Genomic DNA, 23,638 nt, shown 5'->3' on the forward strand with positions numbered 1-23,638 from the left:
AAAGCTGCACCTCGCATGCACGAGCGAACACCCAGCGCGCCTGACCTCGCCGATTCCGAGCGGATCGACCGGTTGCGGCTCATTCGCTCCGACAATGTCGGGCCGCGCACCTTCGCCTCCCTGCTCCGCCACTTCGGTAGCGCCCGCGCCGCGCTGGAGCGGCTGCCCGACCTGGCGCGGCGTGGCGGCGCGTCGGGATCGGGGCGGATCTGCAGCGAGGACGACGCGCGGGGTGAACTCGCGGCCAGCAGCAGAATCGGCGTCGCTCTGGTCGCGCCCGGCGAAGCCGGCTACCCGCCACGGCTCGCCACGCTGGACGATGCGCCGCCGCTGCTCGCCATCCGCGGCGCGCTAGAGGTGATGATGCGGCCGATGATCGCGATCGTCGGCTCCCGCAATGCGTCCGGCGCCGGATTGAAATTCGCAGGCCAGATCGCGCGCGACCTCGGCGATGCCGGCTTTGTCGTGATCTCCGGATTGGCGCGCGGCATCGATCAGGCCGCGCATCGGACCACGGTTGCGAGCGGCACGGTCGCGGTGCTGGCCGGCGGCCATGACCGGATCTATCCGCCCGAGCATGTTGACCTCTTGACCGCGCTGCTCGAACAGGGCGGCGCGATTTCCGAAATGCCGCTCGGCCACGTCCCGCGCGCCCGCGATTTTCCGCGGCGCAATCGCCTGATCTCGGGCGCTTCGCTGGGTGTCGTCGTGATCGAAGCCGCGCATCGTTCGGGATCGCTGATCACGGCGCGGATGGCCGCCGAACAGGGCCGCGAGGTCTTTGCGGTCCCCGGCTCGCCGCTCGATCCGCGCGCCGCAGGCACCAACGACCTGATCAAGCAAGGCGCGACGCTGACCACGGAAGCCAGCGACGTCATCAACGCGGTCGCGCCGATCATGGAGCGACCGGTCGCGTTTGGGCTGCGCGAGCCCGAGGGCGAGCCGCTGGACTTTGACGCCGGCGCAAGCGAACGCAAGCGCATCGTCGATCTGCTGGGACCGAGCCCGATCAGCCTCGACGACCTGATCCGGATGTCGGACGCCTCGCCCGCCATCGTCCGGTCGGTGCTGCTCGAACTCGAACTGGCCGGCCGGCTGGAGCGCCACGGCGGCGGGCTGGTGTCGCTGGTTTAGAAATGCAGCGCCTGTTCGGCAGGGCCGAGGCATAAAAATCGCGAAAACAACCCCATGCAAAGAAAGGGGTGTCGCATTACCATTACCTAACTACTTATCATTACGCGCGTTATCATTACGCGCGTCGAAACCGCTGCGGGCCCTTTCGATCTCGACCCGGTGATCGAACGCCCATTTGCCGAGCGCTTCGACCGGCTTCGACAACCCTCGCCCGAGATCGGTCAGTTCATAATCGACCCGCGGCGGAATGGTCGGGAATACGGTCCGGGTGACGAGGCCGTCCCGCTCCAGGCCGCGCAGCGTCAGCGTCAGCATGCGCTGCGAGATGCCGCCCACCAGACGCTTGAGTTCGTTGAAGCGCAGCGGCCCGCCGCCGAGCATCATGATGACGAACACGCTCCATTTGTCGCCGACCCGCGCCAGGATCGAGGCCACGCCGCGGCAGTCGCTGCTCTCGTGAGCGCGGGGCGGCAGGACAGGAACATCGATGTGCTCGGGTTTCAAATCTGTGCTCGGGTTTCAAAAATGTGCGTTCTTGCGGGGTTTTAGGACAGTCACTCATATAGCGCCAGTTACAAACCAATACCTAGGGTGACCCCATGAAACTTCTGCATATCGACTCCAGCGTCCTCGGCCCCCACTCCGTCAGCCGCCAGGTTTCCGCCGCCATCGTCGACCGCCTGCACCAATCTACCCCCGGCCTTGAAATTGGCTATCGCGACCTGACGCTGACGCCGTTGGCGCATTTGTCGGGCTCGCACCTCGCGGCCGGCCAGGGCGCCACGCCCGAGGCATCGTTGCAGCCGGACCTCGCCGCCGGTCAGGCCGTGCTGGAAGAGTTCTTGGCCGCCGATATCGTCGTGCTCGGCGCGCCCATGTACAATTTCACCATTCCGAGCCAGCTCAAGGCCTGGATCGATCGCATCCTGGTGGCGGGCAAGACCTTCAAATACAGCCCGCAGGGTGTCGAAGGCCTGGCCGGCAACAAACGCGTTATCGTCGCGATCTCGCGCGGCGGATATTACGGCCCCGGCACGCCCGCCGCCGTCGGCGAACATCTGGAAACCTATTTGCGCTGGGTGTTCGGCTTTATCGGCATCGCCAATCCGGAATTCATTTCCGCCGATGGAATCCAGGTCGGTCCCGAGCATCGCGAAAAAGCGGTCGCCGGCGCGCTGAAAGCCGCGGGCAATCTGAACGCCGCCTGAGTTGATGCAAGAGCGGTTGCCGTCACCAGGTGTGCTACGGCAGCCGCTCCAATCAGAAGACGCCGTTGATGCGGAGGATAACGACAATCAAAGACACCAGGAGACCGACACCCGAAAACAGCGCGACCGAAACAAATTGCGCGGTGTCCGAATTTTCCGCCGGAGTCGAGGAGATGCCAGTGGTTTTCGACACGACTGGGCTCACCGGTTGTTTGCGAAACTCCTGTTCTCGAATCTCAGGCAATTGCACGCCGGGTTCAATGCGCGTTCTGGCTCAGCGCCAATCCGCCGCAGGGCGCCGAGAGCCGGCGGCGTCCAAGATCGGTGTCATCGGAACCGCCGGCCGGCTTCGACATGGCCGGAATTACGAGCCCTATCCCCGATAGATCGGCGCCCCGCTTGGCGAGGCCGTAGCACCGCCATCGACGAACAGTTCCTGGCCCTGGATGTGCGCGGCATCGTCGGAAGCGAGGAACAGCACGGTCTTCGCAATATGATCGGGTTCGCCCATACGCCCGAGCGGCGTGGTGGCGCCGATGCGCTTCTCGAACATCTTCTCGGCTTCGGGGGTCGCCAGTGCGGCGCCCCAGATCGGGGTGCGGATGGCGCCGGGCGAAACCACGTTGACGCGGATGTTGCGCGGCGACAGTTCGGACGCCATCACCCGCGCCATCGCGCGCACGCCGGCCTTGCTGGCCGCATAGGCCGAATAGCCGGGATTGCCGAGCACCGAGATCACCGAGCCATTGAGGATGATGGACGCGCCGTCGTTGAGGTGCGGCACTGCTGCCTGCACGGTGAAGAATACCGCCGTGATGTTGGTCCGGATCACGTTCTCAAAGGTTTCGAGCGTGGCGGCGCCGAGCGGCGTGCCGCCGGCGATGCCGGCATTGGCGAACACGACGTCCAGCTTGCCGAATTTCGCAACCGCCTGCTTGATCGCGGCTTCGGTGGCGGCGATGTCGGTGGCGTCGGCAGGAATCGCAAGCGCGTTCGGACCCAGCTCCCTTGCGGCCGCCTCCAGCGTCTCCTTGTTGCGCCCGGTGATGGCGACCCGCGCCCCCTCCGCCACGAACAGCTTGGCTGTCGCAAGGCCAATGCCGCTGTTTCCGCCGGTAATAAACGCCGTCTTGTTCGCCAGTCTCACGGGAGTCTCCAGTGGTTGCATTATTAAACTAAATTGCTATCTAGGGCATCTAGTTTTATAATGCAACCACACAAGGACCGTGATGTCAGCTGGAGATCGCGATGGTGAAACGAACGAGTTTTGAAAACGACGACTGCCCGATCGCGCGATCGCTGGATGCGATCGGCGATTGGTGGTCGATGCTGATCATCCGAGAGGCGCTGTTCGGCAGCCGCCGCTTCGGCGAATTCCAGAAAAGTCTCGGCCTCGCCAAGAATATCCTCACCGTGCGGCTGCGCGCGCTGGTCGATCAGGGCATCCTGAAAATGGCCCCCGCCTCCGACGGCAGCGCCTATCAGGAATACATTTTGACGCCGAAGGGCCGCGGCGTATTTCCGATCCTGGTCGCGTTGCGGCAATGGAGCGAGGAATTCGACGATCGGCCTGAGGAAATCGCCACCATCCTGGTCGACAAGGAAAAAGGCCGGCCGGTTCGCAGGCTCGAACTGTATTCGCAGGATGGGCGGTTGCTGAGCGCGGGTGATACGGCGGTCAAACCGCGTTCGGGATCGAATACCACAGCAAGACCACGGTCGATTTCGGCCTGAACGCGGCGCTCACGACAGCTTGCGCTTGCTGCGCAGCCGCAGGCGCTCCTCGGCTTCCAGCTGCGCCATCCCGAGCAGATGGCTGAGCACCTCAAGCCGGTGGCGCCCGGCGAGTTTGGTCAGTTCGGCAACGGTTTCCGCAATGAAGGCCACGGCCTCGTCGGGGCCGCCCTCCTCGCCCGTTTCATCCGCTGCCGATCGCCGGTTCCTGCCCGAAACTGGGCGCTTTCGGCCGCCCCCCGCCTTGCTCAAAAAATTTGCACCCAATCGCCTGTAGTATGAACAAGAAATATCCCCTTTGCGGGCGCAACTCTAGGACGCATTTCGCAACTTCTTAGATACTAAGTCGCAACCTTGTGGCCCCTGCTCATGACCTGTCGATTTGACAGGGGCCGCCTCACCACCCATGTTCGGGTCGAAACGGCGGCCGCGAGTCTCGCGGAACCGGCCTTTATCTTTTCCCGTAAGCTATTGGAATGACATGAATATCGTCATTGTGGAGTCGCCGGCGAAAGCCAAGACGATCAACAAATATTTGGGCGCCTCCTACGAGGTTCTGGCCTCGTTCGGCCATGTTCGCGACCTCCCCGCCAAGAACGGATCGGTCGATCCGGACGCCAATTTTCAGATGATCTGGGAGGTCGACCCCAAGGCGGCCGGCCGGCTCAATGATATCGCCAAGGCCCTGAAGGGCGCCGACCGCCTGATTCTCGCAACCGACCCTGATCGCGAGGGCGAAGCGATCTCCTGGCACGTGCTCGAGGTACTGAAAGAGAAGCGCGCGCTGAAGGACCACAAGATCGAGCGCGTGGTGTTCAACGCCATCACCAAGCAGGCGGTGACCGATGCGATGAAGGCGCCGCGCCAGATCGATGGCGCGCTGGTCGATGCCTATATGGCGCGCCGCGCGCTGGACTATCTGGTCGGCTTCACGCTGTCGCCGGTGCTCTGGCGCAAACTGCCGGGCGCGCGCTCGGCGGGCCGCGTGCAGTCCGTCGCGCTGCGGCTGGTCTGCGACCGCGAGCTCGAAATCGAAAAATTCGTCCCCCGCGAATACTGGTCGCTGGTGGCTACGCTGACGACGCCGCGCGGCGACGCCTTCGAGGCGCGGCTGGTCGGCGCCGACGGCAAGAAGATCCAGCGGCTCGACATCGGCACCGGTGCCGAAGCCGAAGATCTCAAGAAGGCGATCGAGGCCGCCAACTTCACGGTCTCGACCGTTGAAGCCAAGCCGGCGCGCCGCAATCCGCAGGCGCCCTTCACCACCTCGACGCTGCAGCAGGAAGCCAGCCGCAAGCTCGGCTTCGCGCCCGCGCATACGATGCGGATCGCGCAGCGGCTCTATGAAGGCATCGATATCGGTGGCGAGACCACCGGTCTCATTACTTATATGCGAACCGACGGCGTGCAGATCGACGGCTCGGCCATCACGCAGGCGCGCAAGGTGATCGGCGAGGATTACGGCAACGCCTATGTCCCGGACGCGCCGCGCCAGTACCAGACCAAGGCCAAGAACGCCCAGGAAGCGCACGAAGCGATCCGCCCGACCGACATGTCGCGCCGCCCGGCCGAAATGCGCCGGCGTCTCGATACCGATCAGGCCAAGCTCTATGAATTGATCTGGATCCGCACCATCGCGAGCCAGATGGAATCGGCCGAATTGGAACGCACCACCGTCGACATCACCGCCAAGGCCGGCTCGCGCGTGCTGGACCTGCGCGCCAGCGGCCAGGTCGTCAAGTTCGACGGCTTCCTCGCGCTCTACCAGGAAGGCCGCGACGACGACGCCGACGACGAGGACGCCCGCCGTCTCCCCGCCATGAGCGCGGGCGAAGCGCTGAAGCGGCAGGAACTCGCCGTCACCCAGCATTTCACCGAACCACCGCCGCGCTTCTCGGAAGCCTCGCTGGTCAAGCGGATGGAAGAACTCGGCATCGGCCGGCCCTCGACCTACGCCTCGATCCTGCAGGTGCTGAAAGACCGCGGCTACGTCAAGCTCGACAAGAAACGGCTGCATGGCGAGGACAAGGGCCGCGTCGTGGTCGCGTTCCTGGAAAACTTCTTCACCCGCTATGTGGAATACGATTTCACCGCGAACCTGGAAGAGCAGCTCGACCGCATCTCCAACAACGAGATTTCCTGGCAGCAGGTGCTGAAGGATTTCTGGACCGGCTTCATCGGCGCGGTCAACGACATCAAGGACCTCCGCGTCTCCGAGGTGCTGGATGCGCTCGACGACATGCTGGGCCCGCACATCTATCCGCCGCGCACCGATGGCGGCGATGTCAGGCAGTGCCCGACCTGCGGCACCGGCAGGCTCAATCTGAAGGCCGGCAAGTTCGGCGCCTTTGTCGGCTGCTCGAACTATCCGGAATGCCGCTACACCCGCCCGCTCGCCGCCGACAGCGAAGCCAGCGCCGACCGCGTTCTCGGCAAGGATCCCGAAACCGATCTCGACGTCACGGTGAAGGCCGGCCGCTTCGGCCCCTACATCCAGCTCGGCGAGCAGAAGGATTATGCCGAGGGCGAAAAGCCCCGCCGCGCCGGTATCCCGAAGAACATGTCGCCCGGCGATATGGAACTTGAGCTCGCGCTCAAGCTGCTGTCGCTGCCGCGCGAGATCGGCAAGCATCCGGAAACCGGCGAGCCGATCACCGCCGGCCTTGGCCGCTTCGGCCCGTTCGTGCGTCACGAGAAGACCTATGCGAGCCTGGAAGCCGGCGACGAGGTCTTCGACATCGGCCTCAATCGCGCGGTGACGCTGATCGCGGAAAAGATTCTGAAGGGCCCGAGCGGCCGCCGCTTCGGCGCCGATCCCGGCAAGCCGATCGGCGAGCACCCGAGCCTCGGCGGCGTTGCCGTCAAGAACGGCCGCTACGGCGCCTACGTGACCGCCGGCGGCGTCAACGCCACGATCCCCAGCGACAAGACGCCCGACACCATCACACTCGCCGAAGCCATCGCGCTGATCGACGAACGCGCCGCCAAGGGCGGCGGCAAGCCGAAGCGCGGCGCCAAGAAAGCCGCGCCGAAGAAGAAAGCCGCCAAAGCCGGTGCCAAGGCCGCGGTTGATCCCAACGCGCCAAAGCCGGTCAAGAAGGCCGCGGTGAAGAAGGCGGCGGCGAAGCCGAAATCGGAAGCCGTCAGCAAGGCGCGCGCGCCGGTCGCGTCGGCGGCAAAGACATCAGCAGCAAAACCTCCAGCAGCACCCAAAACGCCTGCGAAGAAAAGCGCGGGCAAGGCCCGGGGATAAGTGAAGAGAAAACACGACAATGGCTTTCCGGCCCGGGACGCCATCGTTGCCTTTATCCGTGCCAATCCAGGCAAGATCGGCACCCGCGAGATCGCGCGCGAGTTCGGCCTCAAGAACGCCGACCGCGTCGAACTGAAGCGAATCCTGCGCGAACTCGCCGACGACGGCACCATCGCCAAGCGCGGCCGCAAGGTGCTTGAGCCCGCCGCGCTGCCGCCGACTGTGATGGCCGACGTCACCGGCCGCGATACCGACGGCGAGCTGCTCGCCACGCCCACCGAATGGGATGAAGAGGAATTCGGCGCGGCACCCAAGATCCGCATTCACGTCCCGCGCCGCCCGCAACCCGGCACCGCCGCCGGCATCGGCGACCGCGTACTGCTGCGCGTCGAGAAAACCGACGACACCGAAGGCACGCCCTATCGCGGCCGCGTCATCAAGGTCGTCGATCACGCCAGGACCCGCCTGCTCGGCATCTTTCGCAAGCTGCCCAATGGCGGCGGAAGGCTGGTCCCCGTCGACAAGAAGCAGGCCGGCCGCGAATTGAACATCGCAATTACGGACACCGGCGGCGCCGAGGATGGCGACCTCGTCAGCGTCGACCTGGTGCGCACGCGCGGCTACGGCCTGGCGTCGGGCAAGGTGAAGGAAAGACTGGGTTCGCTCGCGACCGAGAAAGCGGTCAGCCTGATCGCAATCCATGCCCACGACATTCCGCAAGCCTTCACGCCATCAGCGTTGCGCGACGCCGAGGCGGCAAAGCCCGCGATCTTGCAGGGCCGTGAGGACTGGTGCGAGCTGCCGCTTGTGACGATCGACCCGCCCGACGCCAAGGACCATGACGACGCAGTCCATGCCGCGCCCGATGACGATCCGAACAACAAAGGCGGCTACATCGTCCACGTCGCGATCGCCGACGTCGCGTTCTACGTGCGGCCGGGCTCGGCGCTCGATCGCGATGCACTGATGCGCGGCAACTCGGTGTATTTCCCGGATCGCGTGGTGCCGATGCTGCCCGAGCGCATCTCCAACGACCTGTGCTCGCTGGTGCCGGGCGAGCCGCGCGGCGCGCTCGCCGTGCGGATGGTGATCGGCGCTGACGGCCGCAAGCGTTCGCACAGTTTTCATCGCGTGCTGATGCGCTCGGCCGCCAAGCTGAACTACGCGCAGGCGCAGGCCGCGATCGACGGACGGCCCGACGACACCACCGGCCCCCTCATCGAGCCGATCCTGAAACCGCTCTATGCCGCCTACACGATGGTGAAATTGGCGCGCGACGAGCGCGATCCCTTGGATCTGGATCTGCCCGAGCGCAAGATCCTGCTGAAGCCCGACGGCACCGTCGATCGCGTCATCGTGCCGGAGCGGCTGGATGCGCACCGGCTGATCGAGGAGTTCATGATCCTCGCCAACGTCGCCGCGGCCGAAATGCTGGAGAAGAAAGCGCTGCCGCTGATCTACCGGGTGCATGATGAGCCGAGCCAGGAGAAGGTTCACAATCTCCAGGAATTTTTGAAGACGCTCGATCTGCCGTTTGCGAAGACCGGCGCATTGCGTCCGGCGCTGTTCAATCGCGTGCTGGCCCAGGTCAGGGGTCACGATGCCGAGCTGCTGGTCAATGAAGTGGTGCTGCGCTCGCAAGCTCAGGCGGAATACGCCGCCGAGAATTACGGCCATTTCGGCCTGAACCTGCGCCGCTACGCCCATTTCACGTCGCCGATCAGGCGATACGCCGACCTGATCGTGCATCGCGCGCTGATCCGCGCGCTCGACCTCGGCGAAGGCGCATTGCCGGAGGCCGAGACGCTGGAAACGCTGAGCGAAGTCGCCGCGCAGATTTCCGTGACCGAACGCCGCGCCATGAAGGCCGAGCGCGAGACCGCTGACCGGCTGATCGCGCATTTCCTCGCCGACCGCATCGGCGCGACGTTCCAGGGCCGCATTTCCGGCGTCACCCGCGCCGGGCTGTTCGTGAAATTGTCCGATACCGGCGCCGACGGGCTGATCCCGATCCGCACGCTGGGCACCGAATATTTCAACTATGACGAGGCGCGCCACGCGCTCGTCGGCTCACGCAGCGGTGCCATGCACCGGCTGGGGGACGTTGTCGACGTACGTCTGGTAGAAGCTGCACCAGTAGCTGGCGCGCTGCGGTTCGAGTTACTATCTGAAGGCAAGGTCATTCCGCGCGGCAGAAAACAGGGTGGCAGACGCGAAGCTTCAAGCGCGCCGGTCTCACCGTCGAAGACGCGTCCGGGCCGTAGCCCGCATCCGAAGGAACGCAAGCCGGGCAAAACCAAGCCCGGCAAATCGAAGAGAGGCAAGTCATGGAAACGGTGAGCCCCGCAACGACTGTCTGGACCAGGGAATCCGTGAAGGGCGAAAAGCGCGATCTCTGGACCGCGATGAAGCGTGGCTTCATGTGCCGCTGCCCGCGCTGCGGCGAAGGCAAGCTGTTTCGTGCGTTCCTGAAGGTCGATGACCACTGCGCGACCTGCGGGCTCGATTACACGCCGCACCGCGCCGACGATCTGCCGGCCTATCTGGTGATCGTCATTGTCGGCCACATCGTGGTACCCATGGTGCTGTGGATCGAAACCAATTATTCGCCGGCGATCTGGCTTCAAATGTCGATCTACCTGCCCTTCACCTTGCTGTCGTCGCTGCTGTTGCTGCAACCGGTCAAGGGCGCCGTGGTCGGCCTGCAATGGGCGCTGCGCATGCACGGCTTTGACGAAAATGCCCCTGGCGACATTCCGCCGGTCTAGAGCCGCTCCAGCTGAACCAAGACCGACAAGAACAAGAGCCTGAGGGGTGGAATGACCGACGTAGCGCCTGCAATAGCCGAAGGAAAAGAAGCCGATCACCATCCCTACTTCCGACCGAAGGACGCCGCGACGCTGATCCTGATCGATCGGAGCGGCGACAAGCCGAAAGTGCTGGTCGGCAAACGCCACGACAACGTCGTGTTCATGCCCGGCAAATATGTTTTCCCCGGCGGCCGTGTCGACAAGTCGGACAACCGCGTTCCCGTCGCCGCCCCCATCACCAGCGAACTCGAAGCCAACCTGCTCAAGGGCAGCCCCAAGATCTCGGCCTCGCGTGCGCGCGCGCTGGCGGTGGCCGCGATCCGCGAGGCCTGCGAGGAGACCGGGCTTTGCCTTGGCCGCAAGGTCGAAAAACCTGTAAAACTTGATGGCGCTTGGCAGCCGTTCTCGGAAGCCGGCCTGCTGCCCGATCCGTCCAGCCTGTTTCTGATCGCACGCGCGATCACCCCGCCGGGCCGCGTCCGCCGGTTCGACACGCGATTTTTTACCGCTGACGCATCCGCCATCGCCCACAAGGTCGAGGGCGTGATCCACGCCGACGCCGAACTGGTGGAGCTGGTCTGGGTCGAGATCGGCTCTGCGCCGCTCGCCGACGCGCATGCCATGACCAAGAACGTGCTCGCCGAACTCGACCGCCGCCTCGCGACCGGCCCGCTGCGCCATGACGCGCCGGTGCCGTTCTTCCATTTCTACGGCGGCAAGATGCAAAAGGACGTGCTGGGAGCGTAGGGTTTCGCTCCCCCCGCCGTCATTGCGAGGAGCGTCAGCGACGAAGCAATCCATCCATCCGTTCTGCCGCGCCATGGATTGCTTCGCGGAGCCTGTCATCGGGCGCGCATTCGCGCGACCCGGTGGCTCGCAATGACGGTATTGGCGTCACGGCAAATATCCTCTCACAATCCCTTAAATTGCAAAATTCTTCTGCCGGCCCCCGATGGCGCCGCGCGCCGTCATGCCTATCTCTTTCCCCAACGCTAACGAACGCGGAAACGGGGCCAATGACAAAGCGGCAACTCAAGCTCGGCGCGTTCATGCGGCCGGTCTCTATCCACACCGGCGCGTGGCGCTATCCCGGCGCCTGGCCGGACGCTAATTTCAATTTCCCGCATATCAAGAAGCTGATCCAGAAGCTGGAAGCCGGCAAGTTCGACGCCTTCTTCATGGCCGACCATCTGGCGGTGCTGAACATGCCGGTCGATGCGCTCAAGCGCAGCCACACCGTGACGTCGTTCGAACCGTTCACGCTGTTGTCGGCGCTCGCCGGCGCCACCGAACATATCGGCTTGATCGCGACCGGCTCGACCACGTTTGACGAGCCCTATCATGTCGCGCGCCGCTTCGCCTCGCTCGATCACATCAGCAATGGGCGCGCGGGGTGGAATATCGTCACTACGTCCAATCCGGATGCCGCGCTGAATTTTGGGCTCGACGATCACATGGAGCACGCTGAGCGCTACAAGCGGGCGCGTGAATTCTATGATGTGGTCACGGGTCTCTGGGATTCCTTCGCCGACGACGCTTTTGTGCGCGACGTCGAATCCGGGCTCTATTTCGATCCCGCCAAAATGCACGTGCTCGACCACAAGGGAAAATATTTCAAGGTCCGAGGTCCCCTCAACATTGCGCGCCCCGTGCAAGGCTGGCCGCTGATCGTGCAGGCCGGCGCCTCCGACGATGGCCGGCAGTTGGCCGCGGAGACCGCTGAAGCCGTGTTCACCGGCGGCGGCTCTCTTGCCGACAGCCAGAAACTCTACGCCGACATCAAGGGCCGGATGGAAAAAGTCGGCCGCAACCCCGAGCACCTCGTCATCCTGCCGGGCGCGTTCGTCGTGGTCGGAGACAGTGTCGAAGAGGCAAAAGAGAAACGCGCAAAACTCGACAGCATGGTGCATTACGACAGCGCCATCGCCTCGCTGTCGGTTCAGCTCGGCACCGACGCTTCGGGCTTCGATCCCGACGGCCAACTGCCTGAGATCCCCGAAACCAACGCCAGCAAGAGCGGCCGCCAGCGCCTGGTCGATGTCGCTACGCGCGACAAGCTCACCGTGCGCCAGCTCGCGCAGCGCGTCGGCGGTTATGGCGGGCTCTCCTTTGTCGGCACGCCCGTGACGATCGCCGACCAGATGGAGGAATGGCTGACCAGCCGCGGCAGCGACGGCTTCAACATCATGTTCCCGTTCCTGCCCGCCGGCCTCGACGATTTCGTCGACAAGGTGGTGCCGGAACTGCAGAAGCGCGGGATTTTCCGCAAAGAGTATGAGGGCAAGACCCTGAGGGAGAATTTGGGGCTGCCGAGGCCGAAAAACCGGTTCTTTGAGGGTTAATTACCGGCTTTCGTGCCGGTTTTTGCCCTGAAAACCTTGACTTTGGGCGATCAGAAGCTAGGTTGCCGCACAAATGCGGGCCGATTTGGCCGGCACCCGATCTTCACACATCAAGGGTTCTGAACAATGGCCAAAGCGGTCACCATCAAGGTCAAGCTCGTTTCCACGGCGGACACCGGCTTCTATTACGTCGCCAAGAAGAATTCGCGCACCATGACCGACAAGCTGGTCAAGAAGAAGTACGACCCGGTCGCGCGCAAGCACGTCGAGTTCAAGGAATCCAAGATCAAGTAATTTCGCAGCACGATGCTGGCGGATTAAACGGGGCCTCGCGGCCCCGTTTTTGATTCCGAGTTCGTGTCCCGGACGCGGTGCAGCGCTCCTTCAGCGATGCACCGCAGAGCCGGGACCCACGATGCAGTGGACCCCGGAACAGCAGCGCACCACGCCGCAAGTGCGGCGCGCTGCGCAGCATCCGGGAACGATGGACGGATCACGCTGCTTTCAGCAACGGCGGCTCGCTTGGCCTTATCAGCGCGAATGCCACTTGAATGATTCCACCGGCAAGGCCCAGCGCGACGCCGATCCGCCACGCCATGGTGTAGGATCCGAGCGCGTCATACAGCAGGCCGCCGCCGAAGGCGCCGAGGAAGCTGCCGAGCTGATGGCTCATGAAGGCGAGCCCCTGGATCATCGCTTGCCATTTCAGCCCGAACATTTCAGCGACAGCGCCCGCCACCAGCGGCCCGACGCCCATCCACAGGAAGCCCATGATGGCGCCGAACAGCAGCGTGGTCGCCGGCGTCGGCGGCAGCGTGAAGTACCAGGCGAGCGCGATCGAGCGGACGATGTAGATGCCGCCGAGCAGCGCCAGCTTGTTCCAGCGCTGCCCGGCCCAACCGAAGAAGATGCTGCCGAGCACGTTGAAACCGCCGATCATGCCGAGCGTCTGCGCGCTCAGCATCGGATCCATGCCGCAGATTGCGAGATACGACGGCAGATGCGTGGTGAGAAACACCAGCTGCATGCCGCAGACGAAATAGGCGCCGGTCATCACCACGAAGGAGGCGTTGCCGAACGCGATTTTGGCGGCGACGCCGGCCGAACTGTCGCCGATGTCCTCGGGCGCAGCCTTGGGCAGCGGAATCCTGTCGACCCTGCCTGCGAACAAGGCCGCGGGGATCATCGCCAGCGCCAGCACCACAAAGCCAAGCAGGCCGACGCGCCAGCCATAGCCTTCGTTGAGGATCTGCCCAAGCGGCGCCGACAACAAGGCGCCGAGCGAGCCCGCCCCTGACACCAGGCCGAGCACGGTGCTGCGCACGGTTGCCGGCACCGCGCGCGCCGCCACCGACATCGCGATCGCAGCTGCGGTGCAGGCCAGCGACATGCCGATCAGCACGCCGCCGCCGACCATCACGGCGAGGAAGCCGTTCGCGCTTGCCATCAGCGCCAGGCCGGCGAGGTAAAAAAACGAGCCGATCACCATGATGCTGCGAAAGCCGTAGCGCACGGTGAGCGCGCCGGCGAGCGGCTGCAGAAAACCCCAGGCGAGGTTCTGCACGGCGATCGCGAGCGTAAAGTCGGAAACCGAGATGCCGATGTCGCGGGTAAGCGGCTGCATGAAGATGCCGAGCGACTGCCGCAGGCCCATGCTGAGCGTCAGCATCACCGACGCGCCGATCAGGATCGGCAATGTCGGGCGCAGGATTTGCAGCAGGGGCATTGTTTTTCTTCTCCCTATCGGCCGCGATGCGAAAGCCGCGTCCTGCATTTGCGGTCTGTTTTGGAGTACACAGACCTGTGTAGCTAGGCTATAAGGGGCATCCGCTGTCAAGGATGAAGGATACCGCGCACGCGCATGGCACCCCTGCCCGCCAAACCTGACATGAAGGACCGGATTCTCGAAACCGCGGATAGGCTGTTCTATCTGCAGGGCATTCGCGCGGTCGGCGTCGACACCATCGCGGCCGAAATCGGCATCAGCAAGCGCACGCTGTACAACCACTTCCCGTCCAAGGATGCGTTAATAGCAGCCTATCTGGCGCGCCGCTTCGTGGCGCCGCGTCCATCCGAAAAGCCGCCGGTCGAACAGATTCTCGGCACCTTCGATTCGCTGGAGCGGCGGTTTGCAGCCAGGGATTTTCGCGGCTGCCCGTTCGTCAACGCGGTCGCCGAACTCGGCAGCGCGGATCAATCCGTCCGCAGAATCGCCGTCGCGTTCAAGGAAAGCCGCCGTCTGTGGTTTCGCGATTTGCTGCTGCAGCTCGGCGTGCCCGACGCGGAAGGCCTAGCGACGCAGCTTGCGTTGCTGGTCGACGGCTCGATCGCACAGGATCTGGTGCGCAACGATCCCGCGATGGCGCGGGCAGCGAAAGCGGCCGCAACGGTGTTGCTGGCGAATGCTGGAGTGCAGATTGACGGCGGTGGGGGCGCGCAAAAACCGTAAGTCAACACGCGTGAGACAATCACTCTCTCGTCGTCCCTGCGAAAGCAGGGACCCATACGCCGTGGCCTTTCCATGAGGCGATGTGGTAGCTACCTTTTACAACAAGCAGAGCCGGTGGTTATGGGTCCCTGCGCCGGAGCGCAATTGCGCCCTAGGCAGGGACGACGAAAATGTGGACCGGAAAAAAGGGAAACACGATGGAAGGCATGACAGTGACCGCCAAGGGATACGACTTCACCCCGGCCCGCGCGGCCATGCAGCGCTATATCGACGGCAATTTGCTGTCCGGCATCTCCTGGGCTGTCATGGTCGGCCGGGATGTGGTGGACATGAATTGCGTCGGCTGGGCCGACAAGGAAGCGCAGACGCCGCTCCGGCTCGACCACATTTTTCGGGTCTTTTCTAACACCAAGCTGATCACGTCCTGCGCTGCGCTGTTGCTGTTCGAGGAAGGCAAATTCTCGCTCGATGACCCCATCGAGAAGTTTATTCCGCAGCTCGGAAATCGAAAGATATTGCGCGCCGGCGCAACCTCGCTCGATGACACGGAGCCGGCGAAGAGTTCGATCACCATCCGTCAACTGCTCAGCCACAGCTCCGGCCTGAGTTACGGGTTCTTCGATCCCGGCACCACGATCTTCAAGGCCCTCAACGAGCGCGGCGTGCACAATCCCATGACGACACTGGCGCAGATGGTCGACGTGCTGGCCGACCTGCCGCTGATCTATCAGCCGGGGACCTCCTGGGAATACTCGCTTGCGATCGACGTGGTGGCGCGGCTGGTGGAAGTCATCAGCGGCCAAAGCTTCGACAAGTTCGTCCAGGCACGCATTCTTGATCCACTGGGCATGGTCGATACCGGCTTTGTCGTTCCGGAGAAGGATCACGGAAGACTGGTCGCCTATTACGCCGGCGCTGACTTGATGGAGCCGATGAAACCGGGCCTCACCCGCACCGATAACGCGCCCTTCCCCGGCGCCTATCTGCGCCCCATCGCGCGGCTCAATGGCGGCGGCGGCCTGGTCTCGACGATGCCAGACATGATCGCGTTGATCCGAAGCCTGCTGCCTGGCGGCAAAACCCTGCTCAAGCCGGAGACGCTCGCGCAGATGATGACCAACCAATTGCTGGATGGTCAGTGGATCCGTTTTGCCTTGATGGGCGAACAGGTCGGCAAGGCGCACACGCTGGCCGGCGGCCTGATCGTCAAGCCGACGCCGTTCGACCACCCGGACGCTGCGGGCGAGCTCTATTGGGGCGGCGTCGCCGGCACGCAATGGTGGATTTCGCCGCGACACAACATGGCCGGCGTGATGATGGCGCAGCGCCAGATGGCGTTCGTGCACCCGTTCTCGTTCGAGTTCAAGCGGCTGGCGTATGATGCGGTGAAGCGCGGGCGGTGAACCTCTCGCCTAAAGCAGCCACCTATGGATCGTCGTCCCTGCGAACGCAGGGACCCATAGCCACCGGCGGATTTTTTGGGAAAGGTGTCTACCACCCTGCTCTAACGAGAGATCACGCGGTATGGGTCCCTGCGTTCGCAGGGACGACGCTCACGCCGCCGCCGACACTACCACCCTGTTGCGCCCGTCATGCTTGGCGCGATACAGCGCGGTGTCGGCACGCTTCAGCACGTCGGCAACCGGTTCACCCTTGCGATCCAGCGTCGACAGGCCGATCGAGACCGTGACCTCGATGCGCTTGGTGCCCTTGGCGATGGCGAAGGTTTCGCCCACGATCGAACGCCGCAGCCGCTCGGCCACCAACCCTGCGACATGCAGGTCGGTTTCCGGCATCACGATGACGAATTCCTCGCCGCCATAGCGGCAGGCGAGATCGATGCCGCGGATCGACTTGCGGATGCGCACCGCGAATTCGCGCAGCACATCGTCGCCGGCGTCGTGGCCGTAATTGTCGTTGATCGCCTTGAAGAAATCGATGTCGAGGATCATCAGCGCCAGCGGCTTGCCGCGGCTCGAGGCCTGCTCGGCCAGCGTCGCCAGATGGGTTTCCATGTAGCGGCGGTTATGCAGGCCGGTCAGCGCGTCGGTGATCGCCATTTCGATCGAGTTCTGCACGTTGTCGCGCAGATGATCGGTATAGCGGCGCTTGCGGATCTGGGTGCGCGCGCGTGCCAAAAGTTCGTTCTTGTCGACCGGGCGCAGCAGGTAATCGTTGACGCCGATCTCGAGCCCGCGAAGCAGCCGCGCATTGTTGTCGGCGTCGGAGATCGCCAATATCGGCACCTGCCGGGTCCGCTCCAGCGAGCGCGCCTGGCTGCACAGCCGCAAGCCGTCGTAGTTTTCGAGGCTGAGCGAGACGATCAAGAGGTCGTAATTGCCCTCGGCGGCGTGAAACAGCGCTTCGGCCGGATTGGCCTCGACATCGACAGTGTGCTCGGCGGAAAGCAGCGGCGCCAGGCGCTCGTAAGACGACGGGCGGTCGTCGACCAAAAGGATACGCCCGCCGATGCCTTTATCGGCCACGGCGGTGCGCTCGGGCGCTTCCATGCCGATTTCGAGCGAGGTGATGGCGCGCATGCGCAGCTCATCGGTCATCATCTTCAGCCGCGTCAGCGAACGGACGCGCGCGATCAGCACCACGTCGGACACCGGCTTGGTCAGGAAATCGTCGGCGCCGGCCTCGAGCCCGCGCACGCGGTCGGACGGGCTGTCGAGCGCGGTGATGATGACAACCGGAATGAAATGCGTGGCCGGATTGGACTTGAGCCGGCGGCAGACCTCGAAACCGTCCATGTCGGGCATCATGACGTCGAGCAGGATGATGTCGCATTCGGCGCGCGAACAGGCTTCCAGCGCCTCGGCGCCGTTGGTGGCGGTGAGCACATCGAAATATTCGGCCGACAGCCGCGCTTCCAACAGTTTTACGTTGGCGGGAACATCATCGACGACCAGGATACGCGCAGACATCGAAACTCACTCCCACTACCCAATAAAACGCCGTACCGTTTCAATAAACTTGCCGACCGAAATTGGCTTGGACAAATACGCCTCGCAGCCGCCTTCGCGGATGCGCTCCTCGTCGCCCTTCATGGCGAACGCCGTCACCGCAACAACCGGTATCGCGCGCAGTTCCGGATCGTCCTTGATCCAGCGCGTGACCTCGAGGCCCGACACTTGCGGGAGCTGAATATCCATCAGGATCAGATCGGGGCGCAGCTTGCGAACGAGATCAAGCGCCTCGAAACCATTACTGGTGCCTGAGGTCTGATAGCCATGCGCTTCCAACAGGTCGCGAAAGAGCTTCATGTTGAGCTCGTTGTCCTCCACGATCAGGACGGTTTTGGCCATCCCGTCCCTCCTCCCTGGTCCCCGCAAACAGGCCCGCCATTCGGTGCGTCCGCACCGCCTCCGGACTTGTCGAAAAGTGAAATCAAACTAGCGCCAGATTCGCTCTAACCCGTTAAATCCGAGTCCCGTTTTTCTACAAACAAGTGCCATCTTTTCGCGAAGCGGTTTCCACTTGCTTGAACACAATCCGCAGACTCGGGCATGATGGCCCCAAATTAGAGACCATAAGTTAACGGAAAGGCAAACCCGTCTGTTGAAAAAGCCTGTTCACAACCCCCGGGAAGTGGCTGAAATCGTTGCGATTCAGGCCCTGTCCTTCGTTGCCGCCGATCCGGAGCGGCTGGGCCTGTTTCTGGCCGAGAGCGGAATTGGCCCGGAGACGCTCCGGACCGCCGCCGCCGACCCGCAATTTTTGGCCCATGTGCTGGATTTCGTCATGCGCGATGACGCTACCGTGAAGGCGTTTGCGGCCCAGTCCGAGCTTCACCCGACCAACATCGCCGCCGCCCGTCAGGTGCTGGGCGACCCGGATTGGGAGCGCGACGTGCCGTGAGCGCGCTGGCGCCGGCAAGCGACGGTCCGCGCTGTTTTTGCCGGGATTGCCTCGGCGACCTCGACATCAAGGCCAGACGGTGCAGCGAATGCGGTTCCCCGCGCCTGGTTCGCCACCATGCGTTGTCGTCGCTGGCAATGGCGCACATCGATTGCGACGCCTTCTACGCGACCGTGGAGAAACGCGACAATCCCGCGATTGCCGACAAGCCGGTCATCATCGGCGGCGGCAAGCGCGGCGTGGTCTCTGCCGCCTGCTACATCTCGCGGACGTTTGGCGTGCGCTCGGCAATGCCGATGTTCAAGGCGCTGGCGCTCTGTCCCGGGGCGATCGTGATTCGGCCGGACATGGCCAAATATGTCCGGGTCGGCCGCGAGGTCCGCCACGCCATGCAGACGCTGACGCCGCTGGTCGAGCCGCTGTCGATCGACGAGGCGTTTCTCGACCTTTCTGGTACCCAACGCGTCCACGGCATGATCCCCGCAAAAGTGCTGGCGCGCTTCGCCCGCGACGTCGAGCGCGACATCGGCATCACCGTGTCGGTCGGGCTGTCCTGCAACAAGTTCCTGGCCAAGATCGCCTCCGATCTCGACAAGCCGCGCGGCTTTGCCGCCCTCGACCAGGATGAAGCCCGCGAGATGCTGGCGGACCGGCCGGTCGGCTTCATCTATGGCGTCGGCCCCGCGACCCAGGAAAAGCTGCTGCAGCGCGGTTTTCGCACCATCGCGGACCTGCAGCGCGCCGACGAGGTCGATCTGATGAAGCAGTTCGGCACCGAAGGCCGAAGGCTGTGGCGGCTGGCGCGCGGCATCGACGACCGCCTGGTGGTGCCCGATCGCGGCGCCAAGACCATTTCGAACGAGACCACCTTCGACAACGACATCCGCGATTTCGCGACGCTGGAACGAACGCTGTGGCGGCTGTCGGAGAAAGTATCGTCGCGGCTCAAGAGCAGCGACCTTTCCGGACTGACCATCACGCTGAAATTGAAGACCGCCGATTTCAGGCAGCGCACCCGCTCGCAGTCGATCCAGGCGCCGACGCAGCTGGCGGCGAAGATCTTTGCGGTGTCGCGTGAATTGCTGGCCAAGGAGATCGACGGCACGGCTTTCCGCCTGATGGGCACCGGCGTCAGCGCGCTCCGCGCAGGCTCGCTGGCCGACGACACCGACATGCTGGATCGCCGCTCGGCCCACGCCGAACGGGCGATGGACGATTTGCGCAAGAAGTTCGGCAATGCGGCCGTGATCAGGGGGATTGCGTATCGGGGGCCGGAGAAGGAGGAGCCCGAGGACGAGACCGAGTAACCCCATCCCGCTGGAATAATGCTCAATTGTATGGTCTGGAACCCGCACGGCATAATTTGATTTCTATTAAGTCTCCAACCTGTAGGGGCTCATAAGTCCGGATACCTTCCACGACCCCTACGCAAAAAGGAGCGGAAGATGGCCTCTTTAAAGCGGGAGTTGCATCGGCAGGTCAAAGGCCCAGAAATCACGGAACTGGATTTCTGGAACCTGGTCTTCGACACTGACACCAAGCGCTTGTACGTCGAACATGAGTGGACCTACCTGGATTCGCGTATCCGCGGAACAGCGGACTATCGAACGGACGTCATGGATATCGCGGCGTATCTGACGCAGGGCGGTCAAACCGCGGGCCATCGTGAACTCTGGCGGTTGCTGCGAGGGATCTTCAAGGAACAGTTCGATCCCGAGGAGTATGACCGCGAGGCACCTCTTTCGGGGCCAGCGCCCGCTCAGGCGGTCGAGCAGAAGACGCAAGGTCAGCCTTGACGCGGATCATGACGAGGGCTTCGCTATCGTCACCCGCGCCGGCGCATTTCCGGGCATGGCGCGTTCGTTGCGTAACATAAAGACGGCGAATGGTTCAAAGGTGGAAAAATGAACGATCGATCCAGCGAGTTCGTGAAATTGCTGGGCAGCGCCGCCTTCAAGCTCTGGGCGGATCTGCCGCGGGATGTACAGGAGACCCTGTTTGAGACCGCGGTGCCGGATGACGAATCCATCCGGTACAGCCTGGCCGTTTTCCTGCACCAGCATCATCCGCGAACTGCACACCCTCCCAGGCCCACGGCATGACGCGATGGCCAGGCCAAGCCTCGGCTTGGCGGATGGTCGAACTGCGCAGCGGCCGTCAGAGCATCTTGCCGACAACCTTGGTCATGTCCGCCGCCGAGAAGGCACGCAACGTCTCGGTACGAACATTGCCCAGGGCGCCAAGACTCAGGCTAAGCGTCATGGCGGAAAACTCGTCCGGCGCTTCGAGGACTGTCACAACATCATATCGTCCCTGCGTCCAGAACAGCTCCTTTACGGTGACCCCGAAGGTCGCGGCCATTTTCTTGAAAGCCTCTGCCCGCTTCAGAGAGTCCTTGGCGGCGCGGATTCCCTGGTCGGTGAAGTTGCCAAGCACGACATAGGTTGCCATCGTGGCTCTCCCTTGTTGGCGGATTCAGCCGAACTTTCTAACCGATTGTTCGGCTGCATCGATAGATCAGCGCTCCGCTGTTGACCCGTCGGGCGGCATCACGCGATTGGCTTGTTGCCGGCAATGACCCAGGTCACGTTGTTGCCCAAGCCAGTTTGCCCAAGTCAAGTTTGCCCAAGTCAAGTTGCTTCGTTCCGCCGCGCGGGCAAATGGCCGAGCAAGTCAATCGGCAGCGGAAAGACCACGGTCGATGATCGCTCGCCGGCAATGTCGTGCAGTGCCGCAAAATAGCGCAACTGCATCGCCTGCGGCTCCTGTGCGAGCGTTCGTCCGGCCTCGACGAGTTTCTCGGCGGCTTGCTGCTCGCCCATCGCATTGATCACTTTGGCGCGGCGCAATCGCTCTGCCTCGGCCTGCTTGGCAATCGCGCGCACCATGGTTTCATTGAGATCGATGTCCTTGATCTCGATGGTGGTAACCTTGATGCCCCAGACGTCGGTCTGCTGATCGAGAATTTCCTGAATGTCGGAATTAAGCCTGTCCCGCTCGGCGAGCATCTCGTCCAGTTCGTGCTTGCCGAGCACCGAGCGCAGCGTGGTCTGCGCCAGTTGGCTGGTTGCGGCCATGAAATCGCCGACCTTGATGATGGCGCGCTCGGGATCGACGATACGGAAGTAGAGAACGGCGTTGACCTTGACCGGGACGTTGTCGCGCGAAATTACGTCCTGGGGTGGCACTACCTGTACCATCACCCTGAGGTCGGCCTTCACCATCTGCTGCACAACTGGGATCAGGATGATGAGTCCCGGGCCCTTCACCCCGGTGAAGCGGCCGAGCGTGAAGATGACGCCGCGCTCGTATTCCCGCAGGATACGAATGGCGGAGGCTAAAAATAGGAATACGATTACCGCAAGCGACGCATAGGTCAGATATTCAAGCATCATGACGTACCTCCTTGCCGGATCAGCGTCGGTCGGCGCCGCACTACCAGCGTCAAATCTATGATGTTGGCCACCTCGACCACCTCTCCTGGCTTGAAGGTTTCAGCGCCGCGCGCTTGCCAGCGTTCACCTTGCGCGAAGACGTGGCCCTCGTTCTCGGACCAGTCGATGACCTCTGCAGATAGGCCACGCATGGCTTGTGCACCGACCCGTACCGGACCCTTACCGGCGCGCCGAAGCGATCTGAGTACGACGAGAACAAGACCAACAAACATTGCCGCCGTGATGCCGACGACCGGCCATGACACCCGGTAGCCCGGCGCTTCTACGTCGAAGAGCATGATCGCTCCGAGCACAAAGGCGATGATTCCGCCGAGGCCGATAACCACGGTCGGGTTGAAGACTTCGATGGTCAGAAGCACGATCCCAACCACCATCAAGGCGAGGCCGGCGTAGTTTATCGGGAGCAGGTTGAGGGCATAGAGGCCAAGCAGCAGGCAGATCGTGCCTACAACCCCAGGGGCGACGGTGCCGGGTGAGGTGAATTCGAAAATCAGGCCGTAGACGCCGACGAGGAGCAAAATCAGGGCAACGTTGGGATTGGTGATGACCGCCAGGAATCGTGAGATCCATCCCGGATCGATCGCTTCGAGGACAGCATCTTTCGTCGCCAAACGTCGGGTATCGCCACCCGCGACCTCGACCGTGCGACCATTGATCTGCCTGAGCAGTTCGGCCTGGTCGGGCGCGACTAAGTCGATGACATTCGCCTGCAGGGCGGCATTGGCGGACAGGCTGGCGGCCTCCCGCACCGCCTTCTCCGCCCAATCGGCATTGCGGCCGCGCATCTCGGCAAGACTGCGGATCAAGGCAACAGCGTCGTTCGTCGCCTTCGCCGCCATGGCATCCTTCGTCTTCGGCTGCTGGTCGGCGCCCTCCTTCTTATCGCCCTTGTCAGGGGTAGCGTCCGGCAGACCCGGCAGCGGGCCACCGATCTGCACCGGCGTCGCCGCTCCGAGATTGGTGCCCGGAGCCATCGCCGCGATATGCGTGGCATAGAGGATATAGGTCCCGGCGCTGGCCGCATGGGCTCCGGAAGGCGCAACGTAACCGACAACCGGAACGCGCGACGCCAGCACGTCTGCGATGATCTCGCGCATGCTGGTCGAGAGACCGCCCGGTGTATTCATGCGTAGAACAACGACCTCGGCATGCCGTTCGCCTGCCTTGGTCAGAGCGTCCTTTACGTAACGGGCCGTTGCTGGCCCGATCGCTCCGTCGACCGAGACGGTCAGCGCAAGCCTGCCGTTGTTCTCCCTCGAGGCGACAAGGGGAGAGACAACCAGAGCTACGGCTGCAGCGGCCGCAACAAGAGTCGTGCGTACGGTTTGCACAGCAAGGACTCCGTTATCGAGATGATATGGGGGTGTCCTCGTCCAACCTCAATATACC

At 63.3% G+C, this 23,638-nt stretch carries 25 protein-coding genes; 14 read left to right on the plus strand and 11 right to left on the minus strand.

Annotation, left to right across the window (positions count from 1 at the left end; all coding sequences use genetic code 11):
- The first annotated feature begins 15 nt into the window (after positions 1-15).
- Complete coding sequence (gene dprA, locus ACSQ84_RS20675; protein WP_436213542.1) at positions 16-1,134, plus strand: DNA-processing protein DprA; 1,119 nt, start codon at positions 16-18, stop codon at positions 1,132-1,134.
- A 90-nt stretch (positions 1,135-1,224) separates the two neighbouring features.
- Here the strand turns inward: dprA and ACSQ84_RS20680 are convergent, their stop codons facing one another.
- A complete protein-coding gene (locus ACSQ84_RS20680) occupies positions 1,225-1,638 on the minus strand; it encodes a winged helix-turn-helix transcriptional regulator (protein ID WP_436213543.1) in 414 nt (137 codons plus the stop codon).
- Positions 1,639-1,733: 95 nt separating this feature from the next.
- On the opposite strand from ACSQ84_RS20680, the gene ACSQ84_RS20685 reads away from it, so the two are divergent.
- On the plus strand, positions 1,734-2,342 hold the full coding sequence (locus ACSQ84_RS20685; protein WP_436213544.1) for an FMN-dependent NADH-azoreductase: 609 nt from the start codon (positions 1,734-1,736) through the stop codon (positions 2,340-2,342).
- Positions 2,343-2,394: 52 nt separating this feature from the next.
- Here ACSQ84_RS20685 and ACSQ84_RS20690 read toward each other — a convergent pair whose 3' ends face one another.
- Positions 2,395-2,592 carry a hypothetical protein gene (locus ACSQ84_RS20690; protein ID WP_436213545.1) on the minus strand — a complete coding sequence of 66 codons (198 nt, stop codon included), beginning with the start codon at positions 2,590-2,592 and terminating at the stop codon, positions 2,395-2,397.
- A 123-nt stretch (positions 2,593-2,715) separates the two neighbouring features.
- A complete protein-coding gene (locus ACSQ84_RS20695) occupies positions 2,716-3,489 on the minus strand; it encodes an SDR family NAD(P)-dependent oxidoreductase (protein ID WP_436213546.1) in 774 nt (257 codons plus the stop codon).
- 101 nt (positions 3,490-3,590) lie between these two features.
- Between ACSQ84_RS20695 and ACSQ84_RS20700 the strand changes: the two genes are divergently transcribed.
- Entirely contained in the window at positions 3,591-4,076 is a 486-nt protein-coding gene (locus tag ACSQ84_RS20700) for a winged helix-turn-helix transcriptional regulator (protein ID WP_436213547.1), read from the plus strand.
- A gap of 9 nt (positions 4,077-4,085) precedes the next feature.
- On the opposite strand, the gene ACSQ84_RS20705 is transcribed toward ACSQ84_RS20700, so the two are convergent.
- Positions 4,086-4,229: a hypothetical protein gene (locus tag ACSQ84_RS20705; RefSeq protein WP_436213548.1), complete on the minus strand. Its 144-nt coding sequence runs from the start codon at positions 4,227-4,229 to the stop codon at positions 4,086-4,088.
- A gap of 328 nt (positions 4,230-4,557) precedes the next feature.
- On the opposite strand from ACSQ84_RS20705, the gene topA reads away from it, so the two are divergent.
- From topA to rpmG, 6 genes are all read left to right on the plus strand, one after another.
- Positions 4,558-7,329, plus strand: a complete 2,772-nt coding sequence (topA, locus tag ACSQ84_RS20710; RefSeq protein WP_436213549.1) for a type I DNA topoisomerase — start codon at positions 4,558-4,560, stop codon at positions 7,327-7,329.
- Positions 7,330-9,669, plus strand: coding sequence for a ribonuclease R (gene rnr, locus ACSQ84_RS20715; protein WP_436213550.1), 2,340 nt, complete (start codon positions 7,330-7,332; stop codon positions 9,667-9,669).
- Positions 9,657-10,097 (plus strand): DUF983 domain-containing protein, encoded by a 441-nt coding sequence (locus tag ACSQ84_RS20720; protein ID WP_436213551.1) that lies wholly within the window; start codon positions 9,657-9,659, stop codon positions 10,095-10,097. The genes rnr and ACSQ84_RS20720 overlap by 13 nt, the downstream gene beginning before the upstream one ends.
- Positions 10,098-10,148: 51 nt before the next feature.
- Positions 10,149-10,886, plus strand: coding sequence for an NUDIX hydrolase (locus tag ACSQ84_RS20725; RefSeq protein WP_436213552.1), 738 nt, complete (start codon positions 10,149-10,151; stop codon positions 10,884-10,886).
- A gap of 269 nt (positions 10,887-11,155) precedes the next feature.
- The gene (locus tag ACSQ84_RS20730; RefSeq protein WP_436213553.1) at positions 11,156-12,481 is read left to right on the plus strand and encodes an LLM class flavin-dependent oxidoreductase; all 1,326 of its coding nucleotides are present in this window, start codon (positions 11,156-11,158) and stop codon (positions 12,479-12,481) included.
- 126 nt (positions 12,482-12,607) lie between these two features.
- Positions 12,608-12,775 carry a 50S ribosomal protein L33 gene (gene rpmG, locus ACSQ84_RS20735; protein WP_027537094.1) on the plus strand — a complete coding sequence of 56 codons (168 nt, stop codon included), beginning with the start codon at positions 12,608-12,610 and terminating at the stop codon, positions 12,773-12,775.
- Positions 12,776-12,974: 199 nt separating this feature from the next.
- Here rpmG and ACSQ84_RS20740 read toward each other — a convergent pair whose 3' ends face one another.
- The gene (locus ACSQ84_RS20740) at positions 12,975-14,207 is read right to left on the minus strand and encodes an MFS transporter (protein ID WP_436213554.1); all 1,233 of its coding nucleotides are present in this window, start codon (positions 14,205-14,207) and stop codon (positions 12,975-12,977) included.
- Positions 14,208-14,342: 135 nt separating this feature from the next.
- On the opposite strand from ACSQ84_RS20740, the gene ACSQ84_RS20745 reads away from it, so the two are divergent.
- Both ACSQ84_RS20745 and ACSQ84_RS20750 read left to right on the plus strand, forming a co-directional pair.
- Positions 14,343-14,930, plus strand: a complete 588-nt coding sequence (locus ACSQ84_RS20745) for a TetR/AcrR family transcriptional regulator (RefSeq protein WP_436213555.1) — start codon at positions 14,343-14,345, stop codon at positions 14,928-14,930.
- A gap of 197 nt (positions 14,931-15,127) precedes the next feature.
- Positions 15,128-16,333 (plus strand): serine hydrolase domain-containing protein, encoded by a 1,206-nt coding sequence (locus ACSQ84_RS20750; protein WP_436213556.1) that lies wholly within the window; start codon positions 15,128-15,130, stop codon positions 16,331-16,333.
- A 150-nt stretch (positions 16,334-16,483) separates the two neighbouring features.
- On the opposite strand, the gene ACSQ84_RS20755 is transcribed toward ACSQ84_RS20750, so the two are convergent.
- Together ACSQ84_RS20755 and ACSQ84_RS20760 are read right to left on the minus strand one after the other, a co-directional pair.
- The gene (locus ACSQ84_RS20755) at positions 16,484-17,860 is read right to left on the minus strand and encodes a PleD family two-component system response regulator (protein WP_436213557.1); all 1,377 of its coding nucleotides are present in this window, start codon (positions 17,858-17,860) and stop codon (positions 16,484-16,486) included.
- 15 nt (positions 17,861-17,875) lie between these two features.
- Entirely contained in the window at positions 17,876-18,241 is a 366-nt protein-coding gene (locus tag ACSQ84_RS20760) for a response regulator (RefSeq protein ID WP_027538546.1), read from the minus strand.
- Positions 18,242-18,494: 253 nt separating this feature from the next.
- Here ACSQ84_RS20760 and ACSQ84_RS20765 point away from each other — a divergent pair, with 253 nt between their 5' ends.
- The 3 genes from ACSQ84_RS20765 (at position 18,495) to ACSQ84_RS20775 (ending at position 20,590) form a co-directional block, all read left to right on the plus strand.
- Entirely contained in the window at positions 18,495-18,794 is a 300-nt protein-coding gene (locus ACSQ84_RS20765; protein ID WP_436213558.1) for a DUF3572 domain-containing protein, read from the plus strand.
- Positions 18,791-20,101: a DNA polymerase IV gene (locus tag ACSQ84_RS20770; RefSeq protein ID WP_436213559.1), complete on the plus strand. Its 1,311-nt coding sequence runs from the start codon at positions 18,791-18,793 to the stop codon at positions 20,099-20,101. The genes ACSQ84_RS20765 and ACSQ84_RS20770 overlap by 4 nt, the downstream gene beginning before the upstream one ends.
- A gap of 138 nt (positions 20,102-20,239) precedes the next feature.
- The gene (locus tag ACSQ84_RS20775; protein ID WP_436213560.1) at positions 20,240-20,590 is read left to right on the plus strand and encodes a hypothetical protein; all 351 of its coding nucleotides are present in this window, start codon (positions 20,240-20,242) and stop codon (positions 20,588-20,590) included.
- Positions 20,591-20,596: 6 nt separating this feature from the next.
- Here ACSQ84_RS20775 and ACSQ84_RS20780 read toward each other — a convergent pair whose 3' ends face one another.
- From ACSQ84_RS20780 to ACSQ84_RS20795, 4 genes are all read right to left on the minus strand, one after another.
- The gene (locus tag ACSQ84_RS20780; RefSeq protein ID WP_436213561.1) at positions 20,597-20,860 is read right to left on the minus strand and encodes a hypothetical protein; all 264 of its coding nucleotides are present in this window, start codon (positions 20,858-20,860) and stop codon (positions 20,597-20,599) included.
- A 91-nt stretch (positions 20,861-20,951) separates the two neighbouring features.
- Positions 20,952-21,245: a GYD domain-containing protein gene (locus ACSQ84_RS20785; protein WP_436213562.1), complete on the minus strand. Its 294-nt coding sequence runs from the start codon at positions 21,243-21,245 to the stop codon at positions 20,952-20,954.
- Between the two features lie 179 nt (positions 21,246-21,424).
- On the minus strand, positions 21,425-22,189 hold the full coding sequence (locus tag ACSQ84_RS20790) for a slipin family protein (protein WP_436213563.1): 765 nt from the start codon (positions 22,187-22,189) through the stop codon (positions 21,425-21,427).
- The gene (locus tag ACSQ84_RS20795; RefSeq protein ID WP_436213564.1) at positions 22,186-23,580 is read right to left on the minus strand and encodes an NfeD family protein; all 1,395 of its coding nucleotides are present in this window, start codon (positions 23,578-23,580) and stop codon (positions 22,186-22,188) included. The genes ACSQ84_RS20790 and ACSQ84_RS20795 overlap by 4 nt, the downstream gene beginning before the upstream one ends.
- Positions 23,581-23,638 lie beyond the last annotated feature (58 nt).

The organism is Bradyrhizobium sp. LjRoot220, from assembly GCF_964252915.1.
Lineage (GTDB): Bacteria > Pseudomonadota > Alphaproteobacteria > Rhizobiales > Xanthobacteraceae > Bradyrhizobium.